Raw genomic sequence first — 20703 nt, 5'->3', positions numbered from 1 at the left:
AGTCTCAGCAAACAAAACAAACTGAGGTAAAAGAACAGTCTCAGCAAACAAAACAAACTGAGCAAAAAGACCAATCTCAGGAAACAAAACAACCTGCGCAAAAAGAACAGTCTCAGCAAACAAAACAAACTGAGGTAAAAGAACAGTCTCAGCAAACAAAACAAACTGAGCAAAAAGACCAATCTCAGGAAACAAAACAACCTGAGCAAAAAGAACAGTCTCAGCAAACAAAACAACCTGAGCAAAAAGACCAATCTCAGGAAACAAAACAACCTGAGCAAAAAGAACAGTCTCAGCAAACAGGCCAAACTGAGCAAAAAGAACAATCTCAGCAAACAGACCAACCTGAGCAAAAAGAACAGTCTCAGCAAACAAAACAACCTGAGCAAAAAGAACAGTCTCAGCAAACAGGCCAAACTGAGCAAAAAGAACAGTCTCAGGAAACAAAACAAACTGAGCAAAAAGACCAATCTCAGGAAACAAAACAACCTGAGCAAAAAGAACAGTCTCAGCAAACAAAACAACCTGAGCAAAAAGAACAATCTCAACAAACAAAACAAACTGAGCAAAAAGAACAGTCTCAGCAAAATGGCCAAACTGAGCAAAAAGAACAGTCTCAGCAAACAGGCCAAACTGAGCAAAAAGAACAATCTCAGCAAACAAAACAAACTGAGCAAAAAGAACAGTCTCAGCAAACAAAACAACCTGAGCAAAAGGAACAATCTCAGCAAACAGGCCAAACTGAGCAAAAAGAACAATCTCAGCAAACAGGCCAAACTGAGCAAAAAGAACAATCTCAGCAAACAGGCCAAACTGAGCAAAAAGAACAGTCTCAGCAAACAGGCCAAACTGAGGAAAAAGAACAATCGCAGCAAACAGATCAAACTGAGGAAAAAGAACATTCTCAACAAACAGAGCAAACGAAGGGTGGTTCAGAAGGAAATACTAACAGCAGTGAATCAGGTTCTGGGGAGAACAATAATAATTCAAATACCGATGGCAATTCCAACTCTAGCACTGGAAACTCTGAACAAACAACAAGTAATGGGACAACTACGATAGAAGGGGATACAGGGAACTTTACTCAAGAAGGACAAGTTCGATTTGAAATTCCACAAAATGCAAAAGAGATCACAACATTTATAGAAAAAGCAAGTACCGTATTTCAAGATAACAAATATAAAGTGACACTTGCTTTAAATACTGGAAATAACTTGCGAGAATTTGTTGTGAAACAAAATGGTAAAGAAATTGCAAAATGGTCCAATCCAAAAGTAGCTTCATTAGTATTTTTTGCAAATACAAAATCTTCTACACTTTCATTTGAAATAGACACATTAGAGAACCTTGTTTTTGAAGCAGTAACGAATAATAAAACGATCACAGCCAATGTAACAGCTACTAAGATAGATGAAGCATCACTTTCAAAGGTTAATGATAGTACAAGTGTCCCAAATGCTGGAGCATTACCAAGTGGCAGTACAATGCAATCAACTAATGGGCTGTATACAGTAGACTATACATTCATAAAGGGGTCAGGTTCGGGTACTTCAATGATGGACCAGTATGTTATTAAACCAGCGTATGTCGTGAGAAATGGTTCTTCATACCAAGTTCAATTAACATTAAAAAATAGTTCGTGGATTACTGACTTTACAGTGAATGGCGTAACACCTACTACAATTACTGATACAAATGATATCCGAATAGTTCAATTTGCATTACCAAGCATATCTGGGCGTTATAATGCATGGGTAAAAGTAGATATTGAGGATTTGAACTATCATCATGACTATCATATCTATTTAGAATTTCATGAATCTTCACTTTCGAAAATAAGTGATAGTACAACCTTCCCAATTACAAGTGGCCCAATTATTCCAATTCCTCAGATGAAAAAAGATTTACCTAAAGATGAAACAAAGCTAGACCAAACGGTAGGTAACTTTATTCAAGAGGGCGCAGTGAAATTTGAGATTCAACAGAATGCAAAAGAACTAATAGCATTCTTACAAAAAGCAAACACTGTATTTGAAGATAACAAATATAAAGTGACGCTTACATTGAATACAGGTAACAATTTGCAACAATTTATTGTGAAACAAAATGGTAAAGAAATTGCAAAATGGTCAAATAAAGCAGCATCATTAGTCCCTATAGCAAATGAAAAAACGGCTACACTTTCATTTGAAATGGAGACACTTGATAACCTTGTATTTGAAGCGGTAACTGCTAATAAGACAATTACCTCAAATGTAACTGCAACGAAGACAATAACAAATGAAAAGATTACTCGCCAGCCAATCACATATAAAATGGAAGCTGATCCAAATGGTAAAATACCTGATTTTATTACGAACTACCTAGCACCTTACTTCACGAAAGCAGAATTAGTGACAATTGATGATAAACGTTATATCGAAATGACACTAATCGGTAAGGCGTATGGTTTCGAAACACTTGCTTATATTGATGCAGAAGGTAAGCAACAAGATATCGAGATTATTAGTTCTAAAGGTGAAAAATTGGATCAAGTGCGCGTGGTTCGTTTACCATTAGTGCAAGATCAAAATGGCGTAACGAAAATATTTGTCGATTCAGGAAGCTTAGGCTATGGGGCGTACACATTATTCTTTACGTTTAATGTCCCTGCTTTAGAGGGAGAAGCAACAATCGTAGAAGAAGATACAAATATTGTAAATGATGCTATTGTTGAAAATCCATTTACAGATATCGACAATGTATTCAGTAAGGATGAAATTTCAGCTTTATATGCAGCTGGCATAACAACAGGTACATCAGCCACAACATTTAGTCCAAATAGAAACATCACGCGTGCGCAATTTGCAGTAATGATAGCTCGTGCTTTAAATATTTCATCCAATAAAGAAACTGCGTTTACGGATGTGAAAGGCAAATGGTATGAAAAAGAGGTACAAGCACTTGCAGAGATTGGTATTGTAAAAGGTGTCAATGCCACAACATTTAATCCAAATGCAAATATTACACGTCAACAAGCAGCAGCAATTATATTGCGTATGCTTGAATACAAAGGCTATAAAGTAACAGTTGATAAAAATGCTTTAACGTACAAAGATGCTAATAAAGTATTTGACTACGCGAAGCAAGCAGTATCCGAATTACAAGCAGTATCCGAATTACAAGCATTAGACATTATGACAGGGTCTAATGGCTATTTAAACCCACAAAGTAATTTAACACGTGCACAAATGGCGAAAATATTAAAACGTTCACTAGAGTTAGTAAATTTAATTTAAACGCTTAATAATTTAAAGTTAGGTACTATTACTATCCCAAAAACTCTTTCGTAAAGTTGGGTGAGGTAATTAGGCTTACTTGTGAAGCTATGTGCATTTTGTAGTCTTAGTACATTGCCTCATCCAATCGTGAGAAAATGCAATTCAAGTTGAACTTGAATTGCATTTTTTATCTTTTTTAAACTTTCTAGTTATCTTCTTTTTGTAGCACATCTCTAGCCACTTCAACTACCCTCTATATTCCGCGTGAAAAAGTAAATGCAAATGCTTTTGCCATTTTTGATATAGCTCCTAATTTCATGGATGCTTTCAAAATAGACTGTGTTTTAGCAACCTCCACTTGAAATGTAAGTGAATTAATATTGAAAAAATACTACATCTTTCATTATAAGTAAAACTTAATTTAATTTTACTAATTTATATAAATCGCTAGTTTTACTACCGAAGCGGCAATATTTATGGCTCGTTTTTATTGTGAAAGGAAACATATCCAAGGAAGCGATGAAATAGTATTAAAAGAAACGGCATATATTGAACTTTAATCCTCAAACATAGGAGTGGGGCAAGTGAAGGATGTAGATTTGTTTTTAAAGAAATTACATTACTTTGATAAAAAATTTAAGTTAATAATCAATCAACACAATAACCATCTCAAAGTTGAGTATTTAGAGTTGTGTGAGCTAATCGATAATTATTCTTCTTTTATTACAAATCGTGACAATGAAAAACATTGGAATCATCTAAAGCTATCGATTGAAATCATAGCATTAATTGAAAATCTCAGAAATAATTCTTCTGTTTGTATCCAAATCGTAGAAAAATATCGAGCTTTAGTATTGGGATTAGAAAACGAGGAGATAACTGATTATTTTCGTAATATAGAGGACTGCATTGAAAAGGAATTTGGGGATTTTCACATTAACAGTCAGTCGAAAATACTCATGGTAGGTTCTGGGGCTTTCCCTTTAACATTATTAATGGTTGCGGAACGAACTGGCGCAGAAGTTTTTGGAATTGATATTGATGATGAAGCGGTTCGGTTGGGAAGACATGTAGTAAATATATTAGGAAGACATTTATCAATTCAAATTGATAAGAAGACAGTAGGGGAACTAACAGTTATAAAACAGATTAGTCATATTATATTTAGTTCAACTGTTAGCAATAAATATGCCATATTAGATCAATTATATGATTTAACTAATAAAGATGTGCTAATTGCGATGCGTTATGGTAATGGGTTAAAGTCTCTTTTTAATTATCCCATGCAAAAAGTAGACGAAACGAAATGGCATATAGTTGAGGAAATTATACATCCTCAAAGTGTATTTGATGTTATTTTGTATCAAAAAGTACAATGACATATATGGACGAGGAGATGGCAATGACTGATTTTAATAACGTTTTATTGCTAGGAACTGGGCCAACAGCAATTCAACTAGCTGTAAATTTCAAAAATTATTTTAATAGTAAAGTAGCTATTGCTGGTCGAGAATCTTTACGCTCCAAGGCTTTCTTTGAAAACGTCATGCAACATCAACTTGCACTTAATGTATATGTACAAAATAAACAACATCAGTCTGTTGCAGGAGAATGTACAATTGATACTTTATTTAAAGGTTATCATTCAGTATCTGGTAATTGGGATACTATTGTGCTTAGCATTACAACAGATTCGTATTTATCAGTATTAGCGCAAATCGATTCTACCGTGTTGAAGAATGCTAGCTGTTTTATATTAATTTCGCCTACATTTGGCTCTAGTCATTTAATTTCAAATTTATTAAATAATCTTTCACCTCAGGCTGAGGTAATTAGCTTTTCAACATATTACGGGGATACTAGATGGTTAGGTAGTATGCCATCAAATGAAGTATTGACAACAGGCATAAAAAAAACAGTTTATATCGGATCAACTTACTCAATATCGAATAGAGTGGCTGAATTAACTAAACTGTTTCGTCATTTAGGGATTCAATTAAAAAAATTAGCATCTCCTCTTGAAGCAGAGACAAGAAATATTTCGTTGTACGTCCATCCTCCTTTATTTATGAATGCTTTTTCATTAAAAGCAATATTTGATGCCAATACCGTAACGAAGTATGTTTATAAACTTTATCCTGAAGGTCCCATTACTTATACAACGATTCGGTATTTATTAAATTATTGGAAAGAAATGATGGAAATTGTGAAACACTTCAATATTCAACCGCTTAATCTATTACAGTTTATGGTAGATGATAATTATCCATTACACCCAAAAAGCATAGAAAGACAAGATATAGAAAATTTTAATCATCTTGAGCCCATCCATCAAGAATATCTGCTCTATATTCGTTATGCTTCCTTATTAATTGATCCATTTTCTATACCAAATGAAGAAGGAAGATACTTTGATTTTTCAGCAGTTCCTCTTAGAGGAATTTTTATAAATCACGACGGAGAATGGGATATTCCTAGAATGCCAAAAGAGGATTATTATCGTGTGAAAATCATCCAAGGGATTGCGAATGCACTAAAATTAAAAACTCCAACACTTGATCATTTTGTACAAACCTATGAAGAAAAACTGCAACAAGTAGTGGCATCTTCTGAGGATAAACTTTATTCAGAAGCCTTCCAAATAAAATCCTTTTCACAAGAAATCGAGATGATTTATAAGGAGATTTATACTAATTAAAAACATACAAATTTCCGTTTTGGAGGCAAAAGTGAATATATTCAAGCACTTGACCAGCTTGTTCTTGAATTTGATGATAATGTTCATTGATTATTAAATAACATGCAAATAACGCTTTGCTTAACACTAGTGGTACTCAAATGATAGGCCTTATAATTTTTGTCCAGTTAAGTGTTGGCATATTAATGTGAAATAGATGCAGTATAAGAAAAGTCGATTAAGAGGATGAGTAAACATCCTTTTATCGACTTTTCTTATATCAACTTATTTTCTTAGAAAAGGTGGTTCATCATTTCTGCTTGTAATTCTCTGAACAATGAAAGAAGAAAGAAACTCTTATAGATAGTTAAGGATATTTTTAATTGTTAATTCTCAAATCATTAACATTTGTCAATATTATTTGGTTTCTTTCTTTAGTATTTTAAAATTGAGTGTACTTTTTGAAAGAAATTGTCTGTCAATCACACAATGGAGGTTGTTTATTTAGATTAAAGTAAAAAGTTTATCTATTCATTTCCATAATTAATATAGAAGGTAGTTTCTATCAATCTTGTTAGAAAATATGTTTTTTATACTTTTTGTAATGGTGATTACGATCATTCATTTTTCAGCACTCATTTACTTATATATACAATTTAAATATTAATTCTTAAAGGAAGGTGTTAGTAATGGAACCATATATCGGTGAAATTCGAATGTTTGCAGGTAATTATGCACCACAAGGATGGAGTTTGTGCAATGGGCAACTATTATCTATTGCTGATAATGATTTGCTCTTTTCACTCATAGGTACTATGTATGGAGGGAATGGACAGACGACATTTGCCTTGCCGAATTTTCAAAGTAGAGTCGTAGTACACCAAGGACACAACCCAGTAACGAGCACTCAGTATACGATCGGTCAAATGGGAGGGGTAGAGTCTGTGGTGTTAAATGCATCACAACTTCCAGCTCATACGCATCAAGTAAATGCTTCTTCACTGGAAGGCACAACACCTAGTCCAGAAAATGCGGTATGGGCCAAAAACATGCAGTATTCAACACAACCACCAAATAGCACAATGAATGCAACAATCGTTTCAAGTGTTGGTGAAAATTTGCCGCATGATAATGTAATGCCGTTTTTAACAATTAGTTATATCATTGCGCTTTCCGGTTTTTACCCATCATTTGAATAGGAGGAATGTAATAATGAGTGATCCATTTGTAGGTGAAATTAAATTATTTAGCTTTAGACGTGTTCCAAGGGGATGGGCATTATGTGACGGGCAATTACTGTCAATTAATACAAACCAAGCTTTGTTTTCCTTGTTAGGCATAACTTATGGTGGGAATGGAGTTACCACATTTGCCTTACCTGATTTAAGAGGAAGGGTTCCGGTTCATGTAGGAAACGGTGTGACACTCGGACAAAAAGCTGGACAGGAGACACATACGTTAACAAGTGATGAGATGCCTGCACATACACATGTTGTGACTGCTAGTGCGGAAAGTGCTACGTTGAAAGTAGCTACTAGTAATGTATGGGGAACAACCGCTGTTAATATGTATGCATCTAATCAACTTAATACCCATATGAATGCACAAGCTTTATCTCCATCAGGATATTCGCAGTCACATCAGAATATGCAGCCCTACAGTGTGGGAAATTATTGCATTGCTTTAATAGGCATATACCCTCCAAGAAATTAATAACAAAGGAAGTGAAAAAAATGTCAGAAGCGTATATTGGAGAAATTAGAATTTTTGGTGGTACTTTTGCACCTCAAGACTGGGCTTTTTGTAATGGTCAACTATTAAATATTCAGTCGAACAGCGCCTTATTTGCCATTTTAGGAACCATATATGGAGGAGATGGAAAGACAACCTTTGCTTTACCAAATTTAAATGGTCGGGCAGCGATTCATCAAGGAACAGGTGCAGGATTAACGACAAGGAATATTGGCGCAGCTGGAGGTTTGGCAACTGTTACATTATTAACAACACAAATGCCTAGGCATAATCATAGCGCTACATGTAACAATGACCAAACATCAAATACTGAGCCAACAGGAGCAATATGGACGGAACAACAAGGGAGAGGTTCTCACCCTGTCTATTCTGTTTCAGGGAATACTACAATGAACGCATTAACCATTGAACCAGTGGGTGGAAGTCACGCACATAATAATATGCAACCGTATTTGGGGGTAAATTTCATTATTTGTTTATATGGAGAGTGGCCTCCTAGGGCATAGGAATGAATTCATCGAAGGGTGTGAAACAACTAAAAAGGAGTACAAAAATGGGAAAAAAGATTTTAATTATAACGCTATGTTCAATGCTAATTACTTTTAGCCAGTTGACTGGGATAAGCTTGATGTCTCCTTTAAAAGTGGAGGCCGCAACTTGCGATACACCCAATTTTCCAAAGTGTACACAAGATTTAACGCAATCATCCTGGCTAAATGATACAACTAATGGCTTTATAGTTAGTGGTATTCCTGAGGATAATGGTTTTGATTTATTAAAGTATAGTGATGGGCAACCATATCCAGCTGGTTATTATATTGATGCAAATGAATTTTCACCACCCAAATCAATAAAAATTTCTGCTGGGGAAGGCTTTACTGATGGTATCTTCGATTTAAAATCATTAAAAATTGATACGATAAATCCACATATGGAAAACGATGCGTTGAGCTTAAAGATTCAAGGGTATGATATAGACGGAAATCCAAAGGGAAATCCTGTAACCTTTAAGACAGTTGCCAATTCTAATCCTATTTATGATATTCCGATAAATATAAATGGTATTAACTCATTTGTTATTACTGCGAGTGTACAATATATACCAACTGTTTTTGCAGGCATATGGGATATAACATTTACACAATTTACAATTGATATTCCTAACCCAAGTAACCCACCAACCATTACAAATGATGCGATTACGGCCTCAAACATAACGGCCTCAGGCGTACAGTTGGATTGGGTTAAAGCATCTGACGATTTAACAACTCAAGAGGATTTACAATACCGTGTCTATCAATCTAGTAGCCATAATATGGATACGGTTAGTAACATTGAATCGAATGGGACACCTTTAGGAAGCGGTTATGCCAAAGATATTACTTCGTTTATTGTTACAGGTCTCGCCGCTAATACAATTTATTATTTCAATGTCATTGTCAAAGATGCTGATGGCAATAAGAGTGCTTATATGATGCAACAAGTAACAACCGTTGGGTTAAATAAACCTCCAACATCGAGTGATGGAACCGTAAATGTAAATGAAGGTCAAGTGTATACATTTAATAGTACTTCCTTTGCGTTTTTGGATGAAGATGCTGGAGATACGTTGCAAGCGATACAAATTGTTACAATCCCAAATAGCGGACAGCTCTTTATAGATAGCAATAATAATCAGCAAGTGGATGCTGGAGAAGCGATTACAAATGGTATGACTACTATTAGTAAAGCTATTTTAGATACGGGTCATTTAAAATATCTAATGGATAATGGATCTACTTCATCTTTTACATTTAAGGTAAGTGATGGTATTAATTTTAGTACAAGCTATGCGATGAATTTAAATGTCAATACAAATCCAACCGTGACAATATCATCAAACCACAGTAGTCTAACAAATAGTAATCCAATTACTATATCAATCGCATTCAGTGAGCCAGTGGTAGATTTTAAGGTATGGAATGTAAGTGTTACAAATGGAAATGTATTGTCTGTTCATGGGGATGGCACTATATTTACTGGCATAATATCACCAATTGCGGATGGAGTTGTGAAAGTTAAAATTCCTGAAAAGGTTGTTACGAATAGTAGTGGTACATTTAATAAAGCATCCAATGAATTACAAATATTCTATGATGCTACACCACCTACTAATATTCAACTTACTAATACGATAGTCCAAGAAAAGGCACCTATAGGTACACCTATTGGGACATTGACAGCAACAGATTCAGGTAGTGCACAAACATTCAGGTATGCATTAAAGTCTGGGGATACAAATTTCTTTACGATTGATGGCAATGTATTAAAAACAAATGCGCTGTTTACCTATGATACGAAAAATAGTTATAGCATTACGATAAGCGTAACGGATCAGGCTGGCAACACGTCTGATAAGGAGTTTACTATCCTGATTACTAAAAATCACGCTCCTACAGGCACTATTCTAATTAATAATGGAGCAGCATATACAAGTTCTTCGAATGTTACTTTAACAATGACGGCAACGGATACAGAAGGAGAAGCGATAGATATGCGCTTTTCAAATGATGGATCTACTTGGTCCAGTTGGGAGTCAAAAGTGTCTTCGAAAAGTTGGACATTATCAAGCGGGGATGGTAGTAAAACCGTATATATGCAACTAAAAGATTCAGCAGGTAATATATCGAATGTATTTTCAGATACAATTGGGTTAGATACAACGCCTCCTTTTATAACAGGGGTTTCAAATGGAGGTATATATAACACTGACATTACTATTAGCTTTAATGAAGGAACGGCTACCTTGAATGGATCTTCCTTTACAAATGGCAGCACTGTAACGTCAATTGGAAGTTATACGTTGGTTGTAACAGATAATGTAGGTAATACCTCAACGATTTCATTTGTGATTGATAAAACTCTGCCACAAGCTGTAGAGGTGACAATCAAATCTACTAATTTCGATCCGACAAAGGCTAAGGAAGGCGACACAATCACATTAGCAATAAAAACAGATAAAAATATCCAAACACCAACAGTTACCATTGCAGGAAAAACTGCTACTGTAAGTGGAGCTGAAACGAACTGGCAAGCGACTCATGTTATAGCTAATGGTGATATGGAGGGAACAGCACCTTTTACGATTAACTTTAAAGATTTACTAGGCAATTCGGCAACAGAGGTAACGAGCGTAACTGATGGAAGCTTCGTCATAGTGGATAGTAAAAAGCCAACAGTAAAAAAGTTGACAATGGTATCAAATAATACGAACCCTACAGTTGCTAAAGTAGGCAATATTATCACTATTGATTTTGAAACAAGTGAGGACATTCAATCGCCCAAAATAGCTATATTAGGACAAACAGCAAATGTAAGTGATAAAGGTGATGGCGATGCTAAAACATGGCAAGCAAACTATACACTAAAGTCAGTAGATACAGATGGACCTATTAACTTTACAATTGATTATCAAGATTTAGCGGGGAATGATGGCTCACAGGTTACAGAGATTTCAACAGGAGCAATGGTGAAGTTTGATAAAAAGGCTCCGGAAATAATAACCTATTACCCAGCGCATCTTGCAACTAATGCGCTGCCTACAGGTAATCTCGTGTTAACGTTTAATGAAAAAATCTTACCTGTAGCTAGTAAAAACATTCTCATTCGAAATGCTTCAACTAATCAAATTATTGAAACAATCGGTATTTCACAAGCAAACGTTTCGATCACTAATGAAACTGTGACAATAAATCCGACAGTGGATTTGGACTATAACACCGTTTACAGCATTCATATTGATGCAGGAGCATTTATGGATTTAGCTGGAAATATGTATGACGGAGTTACTAATAATACTACTTGGAGTTTTACGACTAGTGCAATACCAACATATACCGTTACGTATGACAGTAATGGAGCTGATGGGGGGAAAGTGCCAACAGATTCGAAGCGATATAAAGGTTACGAAACAATTACAGTACTCGGAAACACCGATAATTTAAGGAAAACAGGCTACACATTTGTAGGATGGAATACGAAGGCTGATGGCAAAGGTATTTCGTATAAAGCTGGACAAATGTTTCAAATGGGGAAAGGGAATCTACTATTCTATGCTGAATGGTTTAAAAACGATGTACCAGCAGATGGAGGATACATTACACCAAGTACAGACCCTGTAGAACCAATCAATCAATTTTTGGTGAATGTTGTAGATCCTAGTATGCCAGATGAGGTACTCATTCAAACAGTATTAACACGTGAATTTCGTAACGGTAATTTCCAAGATACAGTGAATTTTACAGTTGCAAATGCCAACGAGTTCCTTCGCAAATTAGCGAACAAGGAAGAAAAAAGACCTCGACTTATGATTCCCGACATGGAACAACCAGCAAGTGAAACAAAGGTCATACTCGCTCGAGAGGCCGCTAAACGATTACTAGAGGGCAAATCTAATTTTGGCATAGATATGGGACTAGTCAAGATAGATGTTCCTTTTGCTTCAATGGATGATTTCAATGACGATATTTATTTTCGAATGATACAGATAAAAAATGCACTACTGCAAAAAGCCATCGAAGATAGGGCTAAACAAGCAGAATTAGTCTTACAACAAAGTCATGGTGCGAATGTAAAGCTCGTCGGTCAACCAGTAACTATTGACACAAATCTACAAAATCGTCCCGTGACACTGTTATTGCCATTACCAGCGAACCTTACTTCAGCTCAGCAAGAAAATATCATGATTTACGTAGAGCATAGCAATGGAACAGTCGAATTAATTCGTGGGCGTATTGTAGAATTTTCGAAAGGACAAACGGGTATTGTCTTCGATGTAGAGCATTTTTCTACTTTTACTTTATTATATGTAGAACAAGGGCAGGAAGAAGAACAACAGCCAGTAGAGGTAGATAGGGCATTTACTTCATATATACAAGGCTACACAGATGGTACTTTCCGTCCGAATGCATATGTCACACGTGCACAAATGGCAGCAATGCTGGCAAGAAATTTGAGTAACAATGATGTACCAGTAGCATCTCAACTATTTTATGTGGATACAGCTGCGACTTGGGCAAAAAATGAAATTGAGTATATTCGTACACAAAAAATTATGCAAGGACGTCAAGATCGTATATTTGCTCCAAATGATATGATGACGAGAGCCCAAATGGCAGTTATTGCTGTAAGATGGATAGATCAGCAATGTGCAGAAGCGTCTACAGATAACCAGTATTGTCAACTAACAACGAATGGCGAAACGTACAGTGATGTCGCATCCACGCATTGGGCAGCAAAAGAAATCGACCGCATTAGCGCAATGGGTATAATGATTGGCTCAGGTGATGGCCAATTTAGACCGGAAGAGAGATTAACACGTGCACAGGCAGTAAAGATACTCAATCGAATTTTTTCTCGACCATTACCAACTGAAGAAACGGAACAAATCTTTATAGATATTCCTAGAGAACATTGGGCTTTCTTTGAAATTCAAGCAGCTACAACGAAATGAAAACCAAATGGCCATAGCGGGGTGTGCACAAAGGATTGTCACTTGCGAACTTCTTTTCTCTCAGTGGATCTTGAGCTTTTAAGTCGTCTATAGTACAAATTAAAAATAGGGCCCTCCTGGGATCCAGATATTATCTATATAACTAACTTTACTGAAACACAGCCAGAAGACTTATTCAATAATACGATTGATGGTCAAGATTGGAGTCAGCTAAAAGCAGTAAAAAATAAACAAGTGTATAAAGTGCCGCTAGGTATTTATCGCTGGTATCCACCAAATGGAGATGCACCACTTATGTTAAAATGGATGGCACAGCACAATCATCCCGAAATATTCGACTATAATATGACCGAAGAAATTCAACATTACTATGCTAAATTTTACAACTATGATGTGACAGAAGAACAAGTAAAAGACATTTTAAATCCATCGTCTGAAGCTGCAAAATATTAAGAGAATACCAAGTGAAAATGATTTTACTTGCTGTGCGCATTTTAGTGATGAATGTTGTAAAAATGATTAAAGATAGGGACAAAATCTATAGGCTTTAAAATGCTTAGCAATTTGATATTTAGTTAAATAGAAAATAGTGTATTAAATTTTTAAACGGTTGCCAGTGGGAAAATTTCCTGGTTACCGTTTTATTTTATTTTTTACAATTATTACAGAAAATGATAGGGTGGATTAAAACCTGTCAATCTTTCTATTTTTTAAGTAAAGTACTGTGATTTTTTCACCTATACTGAGAAGTGATCGGATTAATTCGAATGCAAAGAGTTGTGAAGCTTATTGTTTAAACTCTCGGTCGGAATTACTATGTCCCAACGAACTAGATTTATCTAGCTGACCTTATAATACGAAAGGGGAATTTTGTGTAAAAAGTAAAAAAGGGAATATGGTAAAATTGAAAGAAAAAATATGGGGTAAATAATGAGTAATTCTGTAAATTATAAAATGTGGACTGTTTGAATGATTCAAAATGAAGACAAGGTTTTACTGCTCGATAGACAACACGATAATTTCAAAGGGTTTATTCCACCAGGTGGCAAAGTTGAATTTCCTGAAAGTATAGTAGAAAGTGCAATTAGAGAAGTAAAAGAAGAAACTGGATTAGAGGTAAGCAACCCTTATTTTTAAAGGTCTCTATGAATATGTAAATCCTGTTGCGATGGATAGATATATGATTTTTAACTACATCACAAAAGATTTCAAAGGAGAATTACTTGAAAATGGCCCAGAAGGAAAGGCAGTTTGGGTAAATATAAGGGAAGCATATAACCTTCCAATGCAGGAATCTATTCGAAGAAGATTCCCTTTATTCTTTGAAGAAGGGACATTTGAAATACAAGTTGAATGGAATCATGCAGAAAATAAAGAGGGCAAAGTTACTATTAAGAAGACTTAAACATCATGTTGTGCAACTGACTGGTGTTATTGTTCATTAGAACAGTCGCTTCTCACTATTGTTGAGGTTAGTTCGATACATACATATATAAATGGGGAATTCAGTGAAAGATTGAAAATCCTACACATTAGATAAAACATACTTTTATAACTAACCCATTGTATTATTCAATATTTAGATTCATACGATTTGGATTTAAAAGATTTAGGAGGAAAAGACATGCAAATACTATTAATTCGACACGGAGAATCAGAAGCAGATATTTTAAACGTACATGAAGGAAGAGCTGATTTTGAATTAACAGAAAGAGGTAGAAAGCAAGTGGGAAGTTTATCACAAAAAGTAAAAAATGATTTCCCACCAGATTTTATATGGGCAAGTACGTTAAAAAGAGCACGTGAAACCGCTGAAACATTAGGAGAAATTATTGGTTGCCCAGTGCAATTAGAAGAAGAATTAATGGAGTTTAATAATGGTGTTCAAGCTGGACTATCCTTTGAAGAAGCAAAAAAGTATCCAGAGCCAAAATTTTTTCATGAGCGTTTCGAAAATGGAGAATCATTCATAGAATTTCGAATGAGAATTGAAACAATATTTTCTAAAATTGTAACCGGAAATAAATATAAACGAATTGCGATTGTTGCTCATGGCGGCGTAATTAATAATATATTACGTGCTTTTTACCAAATGCCAATCAACATGGATTATTATTTTAAAATCGGAGATACAGGAATTAGTTTAATTGAACTTACTGATAAGGAAAAGATAATTCACTTTATAAATGATACAAATCATTTAGAGAATATATAAGAAACCTTGTTGAAAAATGCTATTGCGTCAATTAAATCCCACCGTTTAGATCAATATTTTTTCAAAACGGTGGTGTTTTAAATTGTTTGTAGCTGTAGCTTATTTTTAATCAAATTTTATTTCAAAGATCTGTGGAGGACATTATTTGAGGACAGATATAGATAATTGGGAACCAATCACGGTAACAGAAATTTATAAGCTCTTTTCAACTATTCCAATTAATTGGGGTATGGCAGGGGGATGGGCTTTAGATTTACATTTAGGCAAACAGTCCAGGGTACATGATGATATAGATGTAATAATACTTCGAGAGGAACAATTAACTATCTATAATCATTTGTCAAAAGATTGGATGTTATACAAAGCAGAGAATGGGAAACTAGTTCTTTGGCAAGAAGGTGAATTTTTAAAAACTACAAATGATATTTGGGTGAGTAAAAGCAGTAGTTCCCCCTGGGCTTTTCAAATGATGTTAGTAGAGACAGAGCAACAATCCTGGATATACAGGCGAGACAAATCTATTAGAAGAGAAATAGAGGATATATTTTTAAGAACAAATGAAGAGATACCTTACCTGAGGCCCGAGATTCAACTCCTTTATAAAGGTGGTAGCGCAAACGTTAGAGTAAAAGATTTTAAAGATCTACAAATTATGCTTCCTTATTTACTGCCTGAACAAAAGGATTGGCTAAAAATCACATTGAAAAAGCAATTTCCAACTGGTCATTCGTGGCTTGACTATATTTAAGTGTGAAATATGATTCTATAGAAAAACTGAACCAAATGTTAAGTGAGTTGGATATTAACAAACAATAAGATATAAAGATACATTGAAAATGACATAGACGTAACAAAAGAGAAGGAAACACCTATCCTCTATTTCAAGGCATTATCCTTCTCTCTAATGCTAGCTTTCTATTTTTTTGTCGTTACTTGAACATATTCATCTAGTTGATCTGCTGGACGAAATACCGTACTTCCATGACAAACTTCTAATCGCTCGGGTTTTAATTCTTTTACAATTAAACTGCTTTGTAATGCTTCTTCCATATAAGGTGTAAACATTGGTGGATGAAGCTTTCCTTTTTTAGAGTTGAAAAGGTCACCAGCTAGCAGTACTTTATCTTTTTCATGAAAATAAACAACGTGTCCCGGAGAATGACCAGGTGTTAAATAGGGTGTCAGTCCAGCAATTGTTTGCAACTTTCCATGCGCACTCTCAATGAGGGGCTGAGCTAATTGTTTCGGCAAGTTGTTTTCAAGTTTCTTTCTTTTTGGATAAAGTACTTCACCTTCCATATAAGGTATTTCAATATCGTGTGCGTAGACGGGTACTTTATTTTGAGTCAATATTCTCTTTACTGCGCCAACATGATCCGAATGACCATGCGTTAAGAGAATCCTACGCAAAGGACCAGCATTCAGTTGCTTTATGAATTTCATAATTCCTTTTGCCATCATCGGCATCCCCGCATCTACTAAAGTGACCCCATCCTCCTCAATAACTATCCATACATGAATCGGAACAATCATCCACGTCTTTAAGCTCCAGATATGCTCAGAGATTTGTTCAGCTTTCATTTTCATTTCCCCTTTTTAATTTTTCTTTAAAGCCTATAAGAAGAATTTCTATTGCAAGATCAAATGTTGGTGTTAATCTTTCCATTAAACTGTTAAGAGGTTCATGTTGGTACGAGTAAGTGCTAAGAATGCCATTAAGGTTGAAGTAATAAATTCGAGAAAAAGCTAATAATTGTTCTTCATCTGAAATAGATAGACATTCTCGAATTCTTTCCTTCATAATTTCAAAGATTTCAATCCGCAGTCTATTTATCTCAAGTTGTGGATCCCCTTCATCTACCCTTGTAGACTTTGCGTTGAAGAAAATATCATACAAATTCCGATTCTGTAGGCAGAAGTGGATATATTCAAGACTGATTTGTTTCAATTTGTCTTCTGAAGATAAAGTACTTAAGCTCGAAAGATATAGAAATTGCTCGTGTAGCTCCTCCAAAGGTGGCATAGAGAGCTGGTGTAATAATTCTTCCTTGTCTTTAAAGTAAAGATAAATGGTTGTATGGGAACACCCCGCGTCCTTTGCAATGGCTCGTATTGTCACTGAATCGTATCCTTTTTCGGAAAATAACCTACCTGCTGATTCGACTATCTGCTTTTTTGTTTCTTCAGACCGTTCTGCCTGTTTACTTTTCACTATATTACCTACTTTCGCCATTTACTAACCAATGGTTATATAATAACCATTGGTTAGTAAAATGTCAACATTTTATGGAAATTTAAATAAACAGCTTAATGAAGGAGATGATTTGGTTAAAGCCAAGATTAAATGGTAAGGTTTAGTACTTTGAAAAGATAAATAGAATGGGTAGCGGTGAAATAGGGAGGTGAATGTAATTTTACATTCTCTATTTTATTGCATTGTGAAATCCTACTTTACTTATAAATATATATAGGAAAAATAATCTATTTTGTATTAGTATTGACAAATTAATTTATCCATAATATTATTAAATTAATGATAATGATTATCATTATCATTAATATGTCGAACACGCAGAATAAAAAGGGGTATTTTTAAATATCCCTTTTTATTTACATAGTGTTGATAATGATTATCAATTGAAAGGAGGTTTTATTATCAAAAGGTTATTTTCTGTTTTAATGTTAGTCTCATTATTAACATTTTTCGTTACGCCAATTTTAAACGCATCTGCTGCACTTGCAGATGGGACATACAAAATCAATTATCAAGTGAATAAACCAAATTCTTCATCTGCTTCAATAGCAAATGATTACTTTTTGAAGCCTGGGACAATTATTGTTAAGAATGGCTCTTCAGTAATACAGCTAAAAATGAAAAAAAGTGCGTGGATAACGAAATTTGAATCGAGTACAGGCGGTAATAAAGTTATTAGTGAAGATAAGGCAGAGGATACACGTATCGTCCAATTTGCACTTCCTTCTTATTCATCACCGACTGCAGTTACGATGAAGGTGGATATTGATGACTTAAATTATCATCATGAATACACTGTAGATTTTGTATGGGATCCGGCGTCATTGAAAAATGAAGATGGTAGTGCAGTAGTAGCTACAACGGACCCAAAAAACACTAACACTAACACTAACACTAACACGACTATTAAAACTAATACTGGTGATACAAATACTTCATCAGTTAAAGAAAAAGAAACAAATCCTCAAACAAGTGATGCTTTTCCAATAGGTATACTTTTATTGTTCTGTGTTAGTGGATTTATCTTATTTAATTTTAAAAAACGCATGAAGGAAGAAGAAATCAATTGAAATATTTCGGAAGCACCCTCATCTACTTCGCTAAGGTAGGAGTAGGGTGCTTTTTAAAAGGAGTGAATGAACATGATAAAAACAAAAGTAAATAGTAGAAAGTTACATATAGTGGCGCTAAGTATTATTTTTGTCGTTCTTTCAGCATGCACTAGTTCAATTAAGGAAAATGAAAATACGGTAGAAGAAAAAAAGGATGAAAATAATACAACTGTTGAAGCTGAAAATCGAATTATTCCAACGACAGTTGCAGTTGCTCATATTTTAGATGCACTAAATTTAGATGTCATTGCTGTTCCTACGACTGCTTATGATTTACCTAAACGCTATGAAGGTTTACCCGAAGTTGGTAGTCCGATGTCACCCGATATGGAAATTGTAAAATCCTTGAATCCAACAGAGGTTTTCTCAGTGACAACTTTAGAGGCAGATTTAAAAAAGACATTCGATGAAGTTGGTATCAACGCTTCATATGTAAATTTACAGAGTATTGATAATATGAAAGCTGCTATTTTAGAAATTGGGAAAAATTATGATCGGACTGATGAAGCAACAAAGTTAGTGTCAGAGCTTGAAGGAAAGATTGCGGCCCTTCGAATGAAAGTAGAATCAAAAGAATCCCCTAAAGTATTAATTCTACTTGGTATTCCAGGTAGCTATTTGGTGGCAACAGAAAATTCATATATTGGAGATTTAGTGAGAATGGCTGGAGGTCAAAATGTGATGAGCGGACAAGAACCAGAGTATTTACCATCTAATACGGAATTTTTACAACAAAGCAATCCAGATATTATTATTCGTCTGGCACATGGATTGCCGGATCAAGTTGTGGAAATGTTTAATGAAGAATTTGTTACGAATGATATTTGGAAGCATTTTGACGCTGTGAAAAACGGACGTGTGTATGATTTAGAGGAGCCGTTATTTGGAACAACAGCAACCCTTGCAGTACCTCAAGCACTAGAAGAATTGATTAACATTATGTATCCATAATGAGAAATGTAGAGGACTAAGATGAATAAAAAAATAAGTAGTTTTATAGTTGTAAGTATTTTGCTTTTAGTTGTTATTATATATTCTGCAATTACTGGCTCTATTAAAATGGATACGATGGAATTTATTAGAGCCTTTTTTGGTGAAGAAAATGCAAATTACTCCGTTATTAAAGATTTACGTTTCCCACGGATTATAGTCGCTATATTTGCAGGGGCAGCATTGTCTGTTGCCGGCGTATTATTGCAGGCAGTTATGCGCAATCCATTAGCTGATGCAGGTGTAATAGGAATTTCAGCAGGAGCATCATTTGTAAAATTATTAGCCATTACATTATTTCCAATGGCGTTTTTTTTCACACCATTATTGGCTTTTTTTGGTGGAGCATTCGCTTGTTTTTTAGTATTCATGTTGTCCTGGAAATCAGGCTTAAATCCTTTGAAAATTATTTTAGTAGGTATTGCGATTAATGCGATGTTTACTGGTCTAACAGAAGCGTTTATTACGCTATGTAGCTATATGAATATAATGGTTGGTGGAGCGGGTAGCTCTAATTTGTCAATGCGAACTTGGAGTGATGTACGTTTAATTACATTTTATGGTGTGATTGGATTACTAGCTTCTCTATTACTAGCTTCGTGGTGCAATTTATTGGCGTTACAAGACAAAACAGCCAAGAGTTTAGGCTTTAATGTAACACGTGCACGACTAATTATTGCAGCAATAGCGGTATTACTTGCGGCTATTTCAACTGCTACAGCAGGAGTTATTGCATTTGTTGGGTTATTAATTCCGCATATTTCAAGAAGGTTAGTAGGCTCAGACCATAAATGGCTAATTCCATTCTCAGCATTAGCAGGTGCCTTACTGATTTTGACTGCTGATACGCTAGGCAGAATATTAGTTGCACCGTTAGAAATTCCAGCTTCAACAATAATGGCGATAATCGGTGGGCCATTCCTAATCTTCTTAATTCGAAAAGATAAGTAAA

Annotated in this window: 14 protein-coding genes and 2 pseudogenes; 14 read left to right on the top strand and 2 right to left on the bottom strand. The window is 35.0% G+C overall.

Annotation, left to right across the window (positions count from 1 at the left end):
• The 11 genes and pseudogenes from ACIP9G_RS09005 to ACIP9G_RS08955 all read left to right on the top strand — a co-directional run.
• Window positions 1–3278 (top strand): S-layer homology domain-containing protein (locus ACIP9G_RS09005; protein WP_401018858.1); only part of this gene is annotated, 3278 nt, incomplete at its 5' end.
• 566 nt (window positions 3279–3844) lie between these two features.
• A complete protein-coding gene (locus ACIP9G_RS09000; protein WP_401018857.1) occupies window positions 3845–4639 on the top strand; it encodes a nicotianamine synthase family protein in 795 nt (264 codons plus the stop codon).
• 23 nt (window positions 4640–4662) lie between these two features.
• Window positions 4663–5958, top strand: coding sequence for an opine metallophore biosynthesis dehydrogenase (locus ACIP9G_RS08995; RefSeq protein WP_401018856.1), 1296 nt, complete (start codon window positions 4663–4665; stop codon window positions 5956–5958).
• Window positions 5959–6626: 668 nt separating this feature from the next.
• On the top strand, window positions 6627–7136 hold the full coding sequence (locus ACIP9G_RS08990; RefSeq protein WP_401018854.1) for a phage tail protein: 510 nt from the start codon (window positions 6627–6629) through the stop codon (window positions 7134–7136).
• Window positions 7137–7149: 13 nt separating this feature from the next.
• Window positions 7150–7650, top strand: a complete 501-nt coding sequence (locus ACIP9G_RS08985) for a phage tail protein (protein WP_401018853.1) — start codon at window positions 7150–7152, stop codon at window positions 7648–7650.
• A gap of 20 nt (window positions 7651–7670) precedes the next feature.
• Window positions 7671–8195 carry a phage tail protein gene (locus ACIP9G_RS08980; RefSeq protein WP_401018852.1) on the top strand — a complete coding sequence of 175 codons (525 nt, stop codon included), beginning with the start codon at window positions 7671–7673 and terminating at the stop codon, window positions 8193–8195.
• Between the two features lie 47 nt (window positions 8196–8242).
• Window positions 8243–13180 carry an S-layer homology domain-containing protein gene (locus ACIP9G_RS08975; protein ID WP_401018851.1) on the top strand — a complete coding sequence of 1646 codons (4938 nt, stop codon included), beginning with the start codon at window positions 8243–8245 and terminating at the stop codon, window positions 13178–13180.
• Window positions 13181–13297: 117 nt separating this feature from the next.
• Window positions 13298–13633 (top strand): annotated as a pseudogene (locus ACIP9G_RS08970) (ABC transporter substrate-binding protein); the annotation flags it as partial.
• Window positions 13634–14149: 516 nt separating this feature from the next.
• Window positions 14150–14585 (top strand): annotated as a pseudogene (locus ACIP9G_RS08965) (NUDIX domain-containing protein).
• A 219-nt stretch (window positions 14586–14804) separates the two neighbouring features.
• Complete coding sequence (locus tag ACIP9G_RS08960; RefSeq protein WP_401018850.1) at window positions 14805–15395, top strand: histidine phosphatase family protein; 591 nt, start codon at window positions 14805–14807, stop codon at window positions 15393–15395.
• 145 nt (window positions 15396–15540) lie between these two features.
• Window positions 15541–16143, top strand: a complete 603-nt coding sequence (locus ACIP9G_RS08955; protein WP_401018849.1) for a nucleotidyltransferase domain-containing protein — start codon at window positions 15541–15543, stop codon at window positions 16141–16143.
• A 167-nt stretch (window positions 16144–16310) separates the two neighbouring features.
• Here ACIP9G_RS08955 and ACIP9G_RS08950 read toward each other — a convergent pair whose 3' ends face one another.
• Window positions 16311–16976 carry an MBL fold metallo-hydrolase gene (locus tag ACIP9G_RS08950; protein ID WP_401018848.1) on the bottom strand — a complete coding sequence of 222 codons (666 nt, stop codon included), beginning with the start codon at window positions 16974–16976 and terminating at the stop codon, window positions 16311–16313.
• A complete protein-coding gene (locus ACIP9G_RS08945) occupies window positions 16966–17607 on the bottom strand; it encodes a TetR/AcrR family transcriptional regulator (protein ID WP_401018847.1) in 642 nt (213 codons plus the stop codon). Before ACIP9G_RS08945 ends, ACIP9G_RS08950 begins: the two co-directional genes overlap by 11 nt.
• A 425-nt stretch (window positions 17608–18032) precedes the next feature.
• On the opposite strand from ACIP9G_RS08945, the gene isdC reads away from it, so the two are divergent.
• The 3 genes from isdC to ACIP9G_RS08930 all read left to right on the top strand — a co-directional run bounded on the left by isdC (window position 18033) and on the right by ACIP9G_RS08930 (window position 20702).
• Window positions 18033–18719: a heme uptake protein IsdC gene (gene isdC, locus ACIP9G_RS08940; RefSeq protein WP_401018846.1), complete on the top strand. Its 687-nt coding sequence runs from the start codon at window positions 18033–18035 to the stop codon at window positions 18717–18719.
• Window positions 18720–18791: 72 nt separating this feature from the next.
• On the top strand, window positions 18792–19712 hold the full coding sequence (gene isdE, locus ACIP9G_RS08935; protein WP_401018845.1) for a heme ABC transporter substrate-binding protein IsdE: 921 nt from the start codon (window positions 18792–18794) through the stop codon (window positions 19710–19712).
• Between the two features lie 21 nt (window positions 19713–19733).
• Complete coding sequence (locus ACIP9G_RS08930; RefSeq protein ID WP_340825372.1) at window positions 19734–20702, top strand: FecCD family ABC transporter permease; 969 nt, start codon at window positions 19734–19736, stop codon at window positions 20700–20702.
• Window position 20703: the final 1 nt, after the last annotated feature.

Origin of the sequence: Lysinibacillus sp. NPDC093197 (genome assembly GCF_044754025.1) — a bacterium.
In the GTDB taxonomy this organism is placed as follows: domain Bacteria; phylum Bacillota; class Bacilli; order Bacillales_A; family Planococcaceae; genus Lysinibacillus.
Note: the sequence above shows the minus strand (reverse complement) of the source record. Positions and strands in the feature narration are given on the sequence as shown.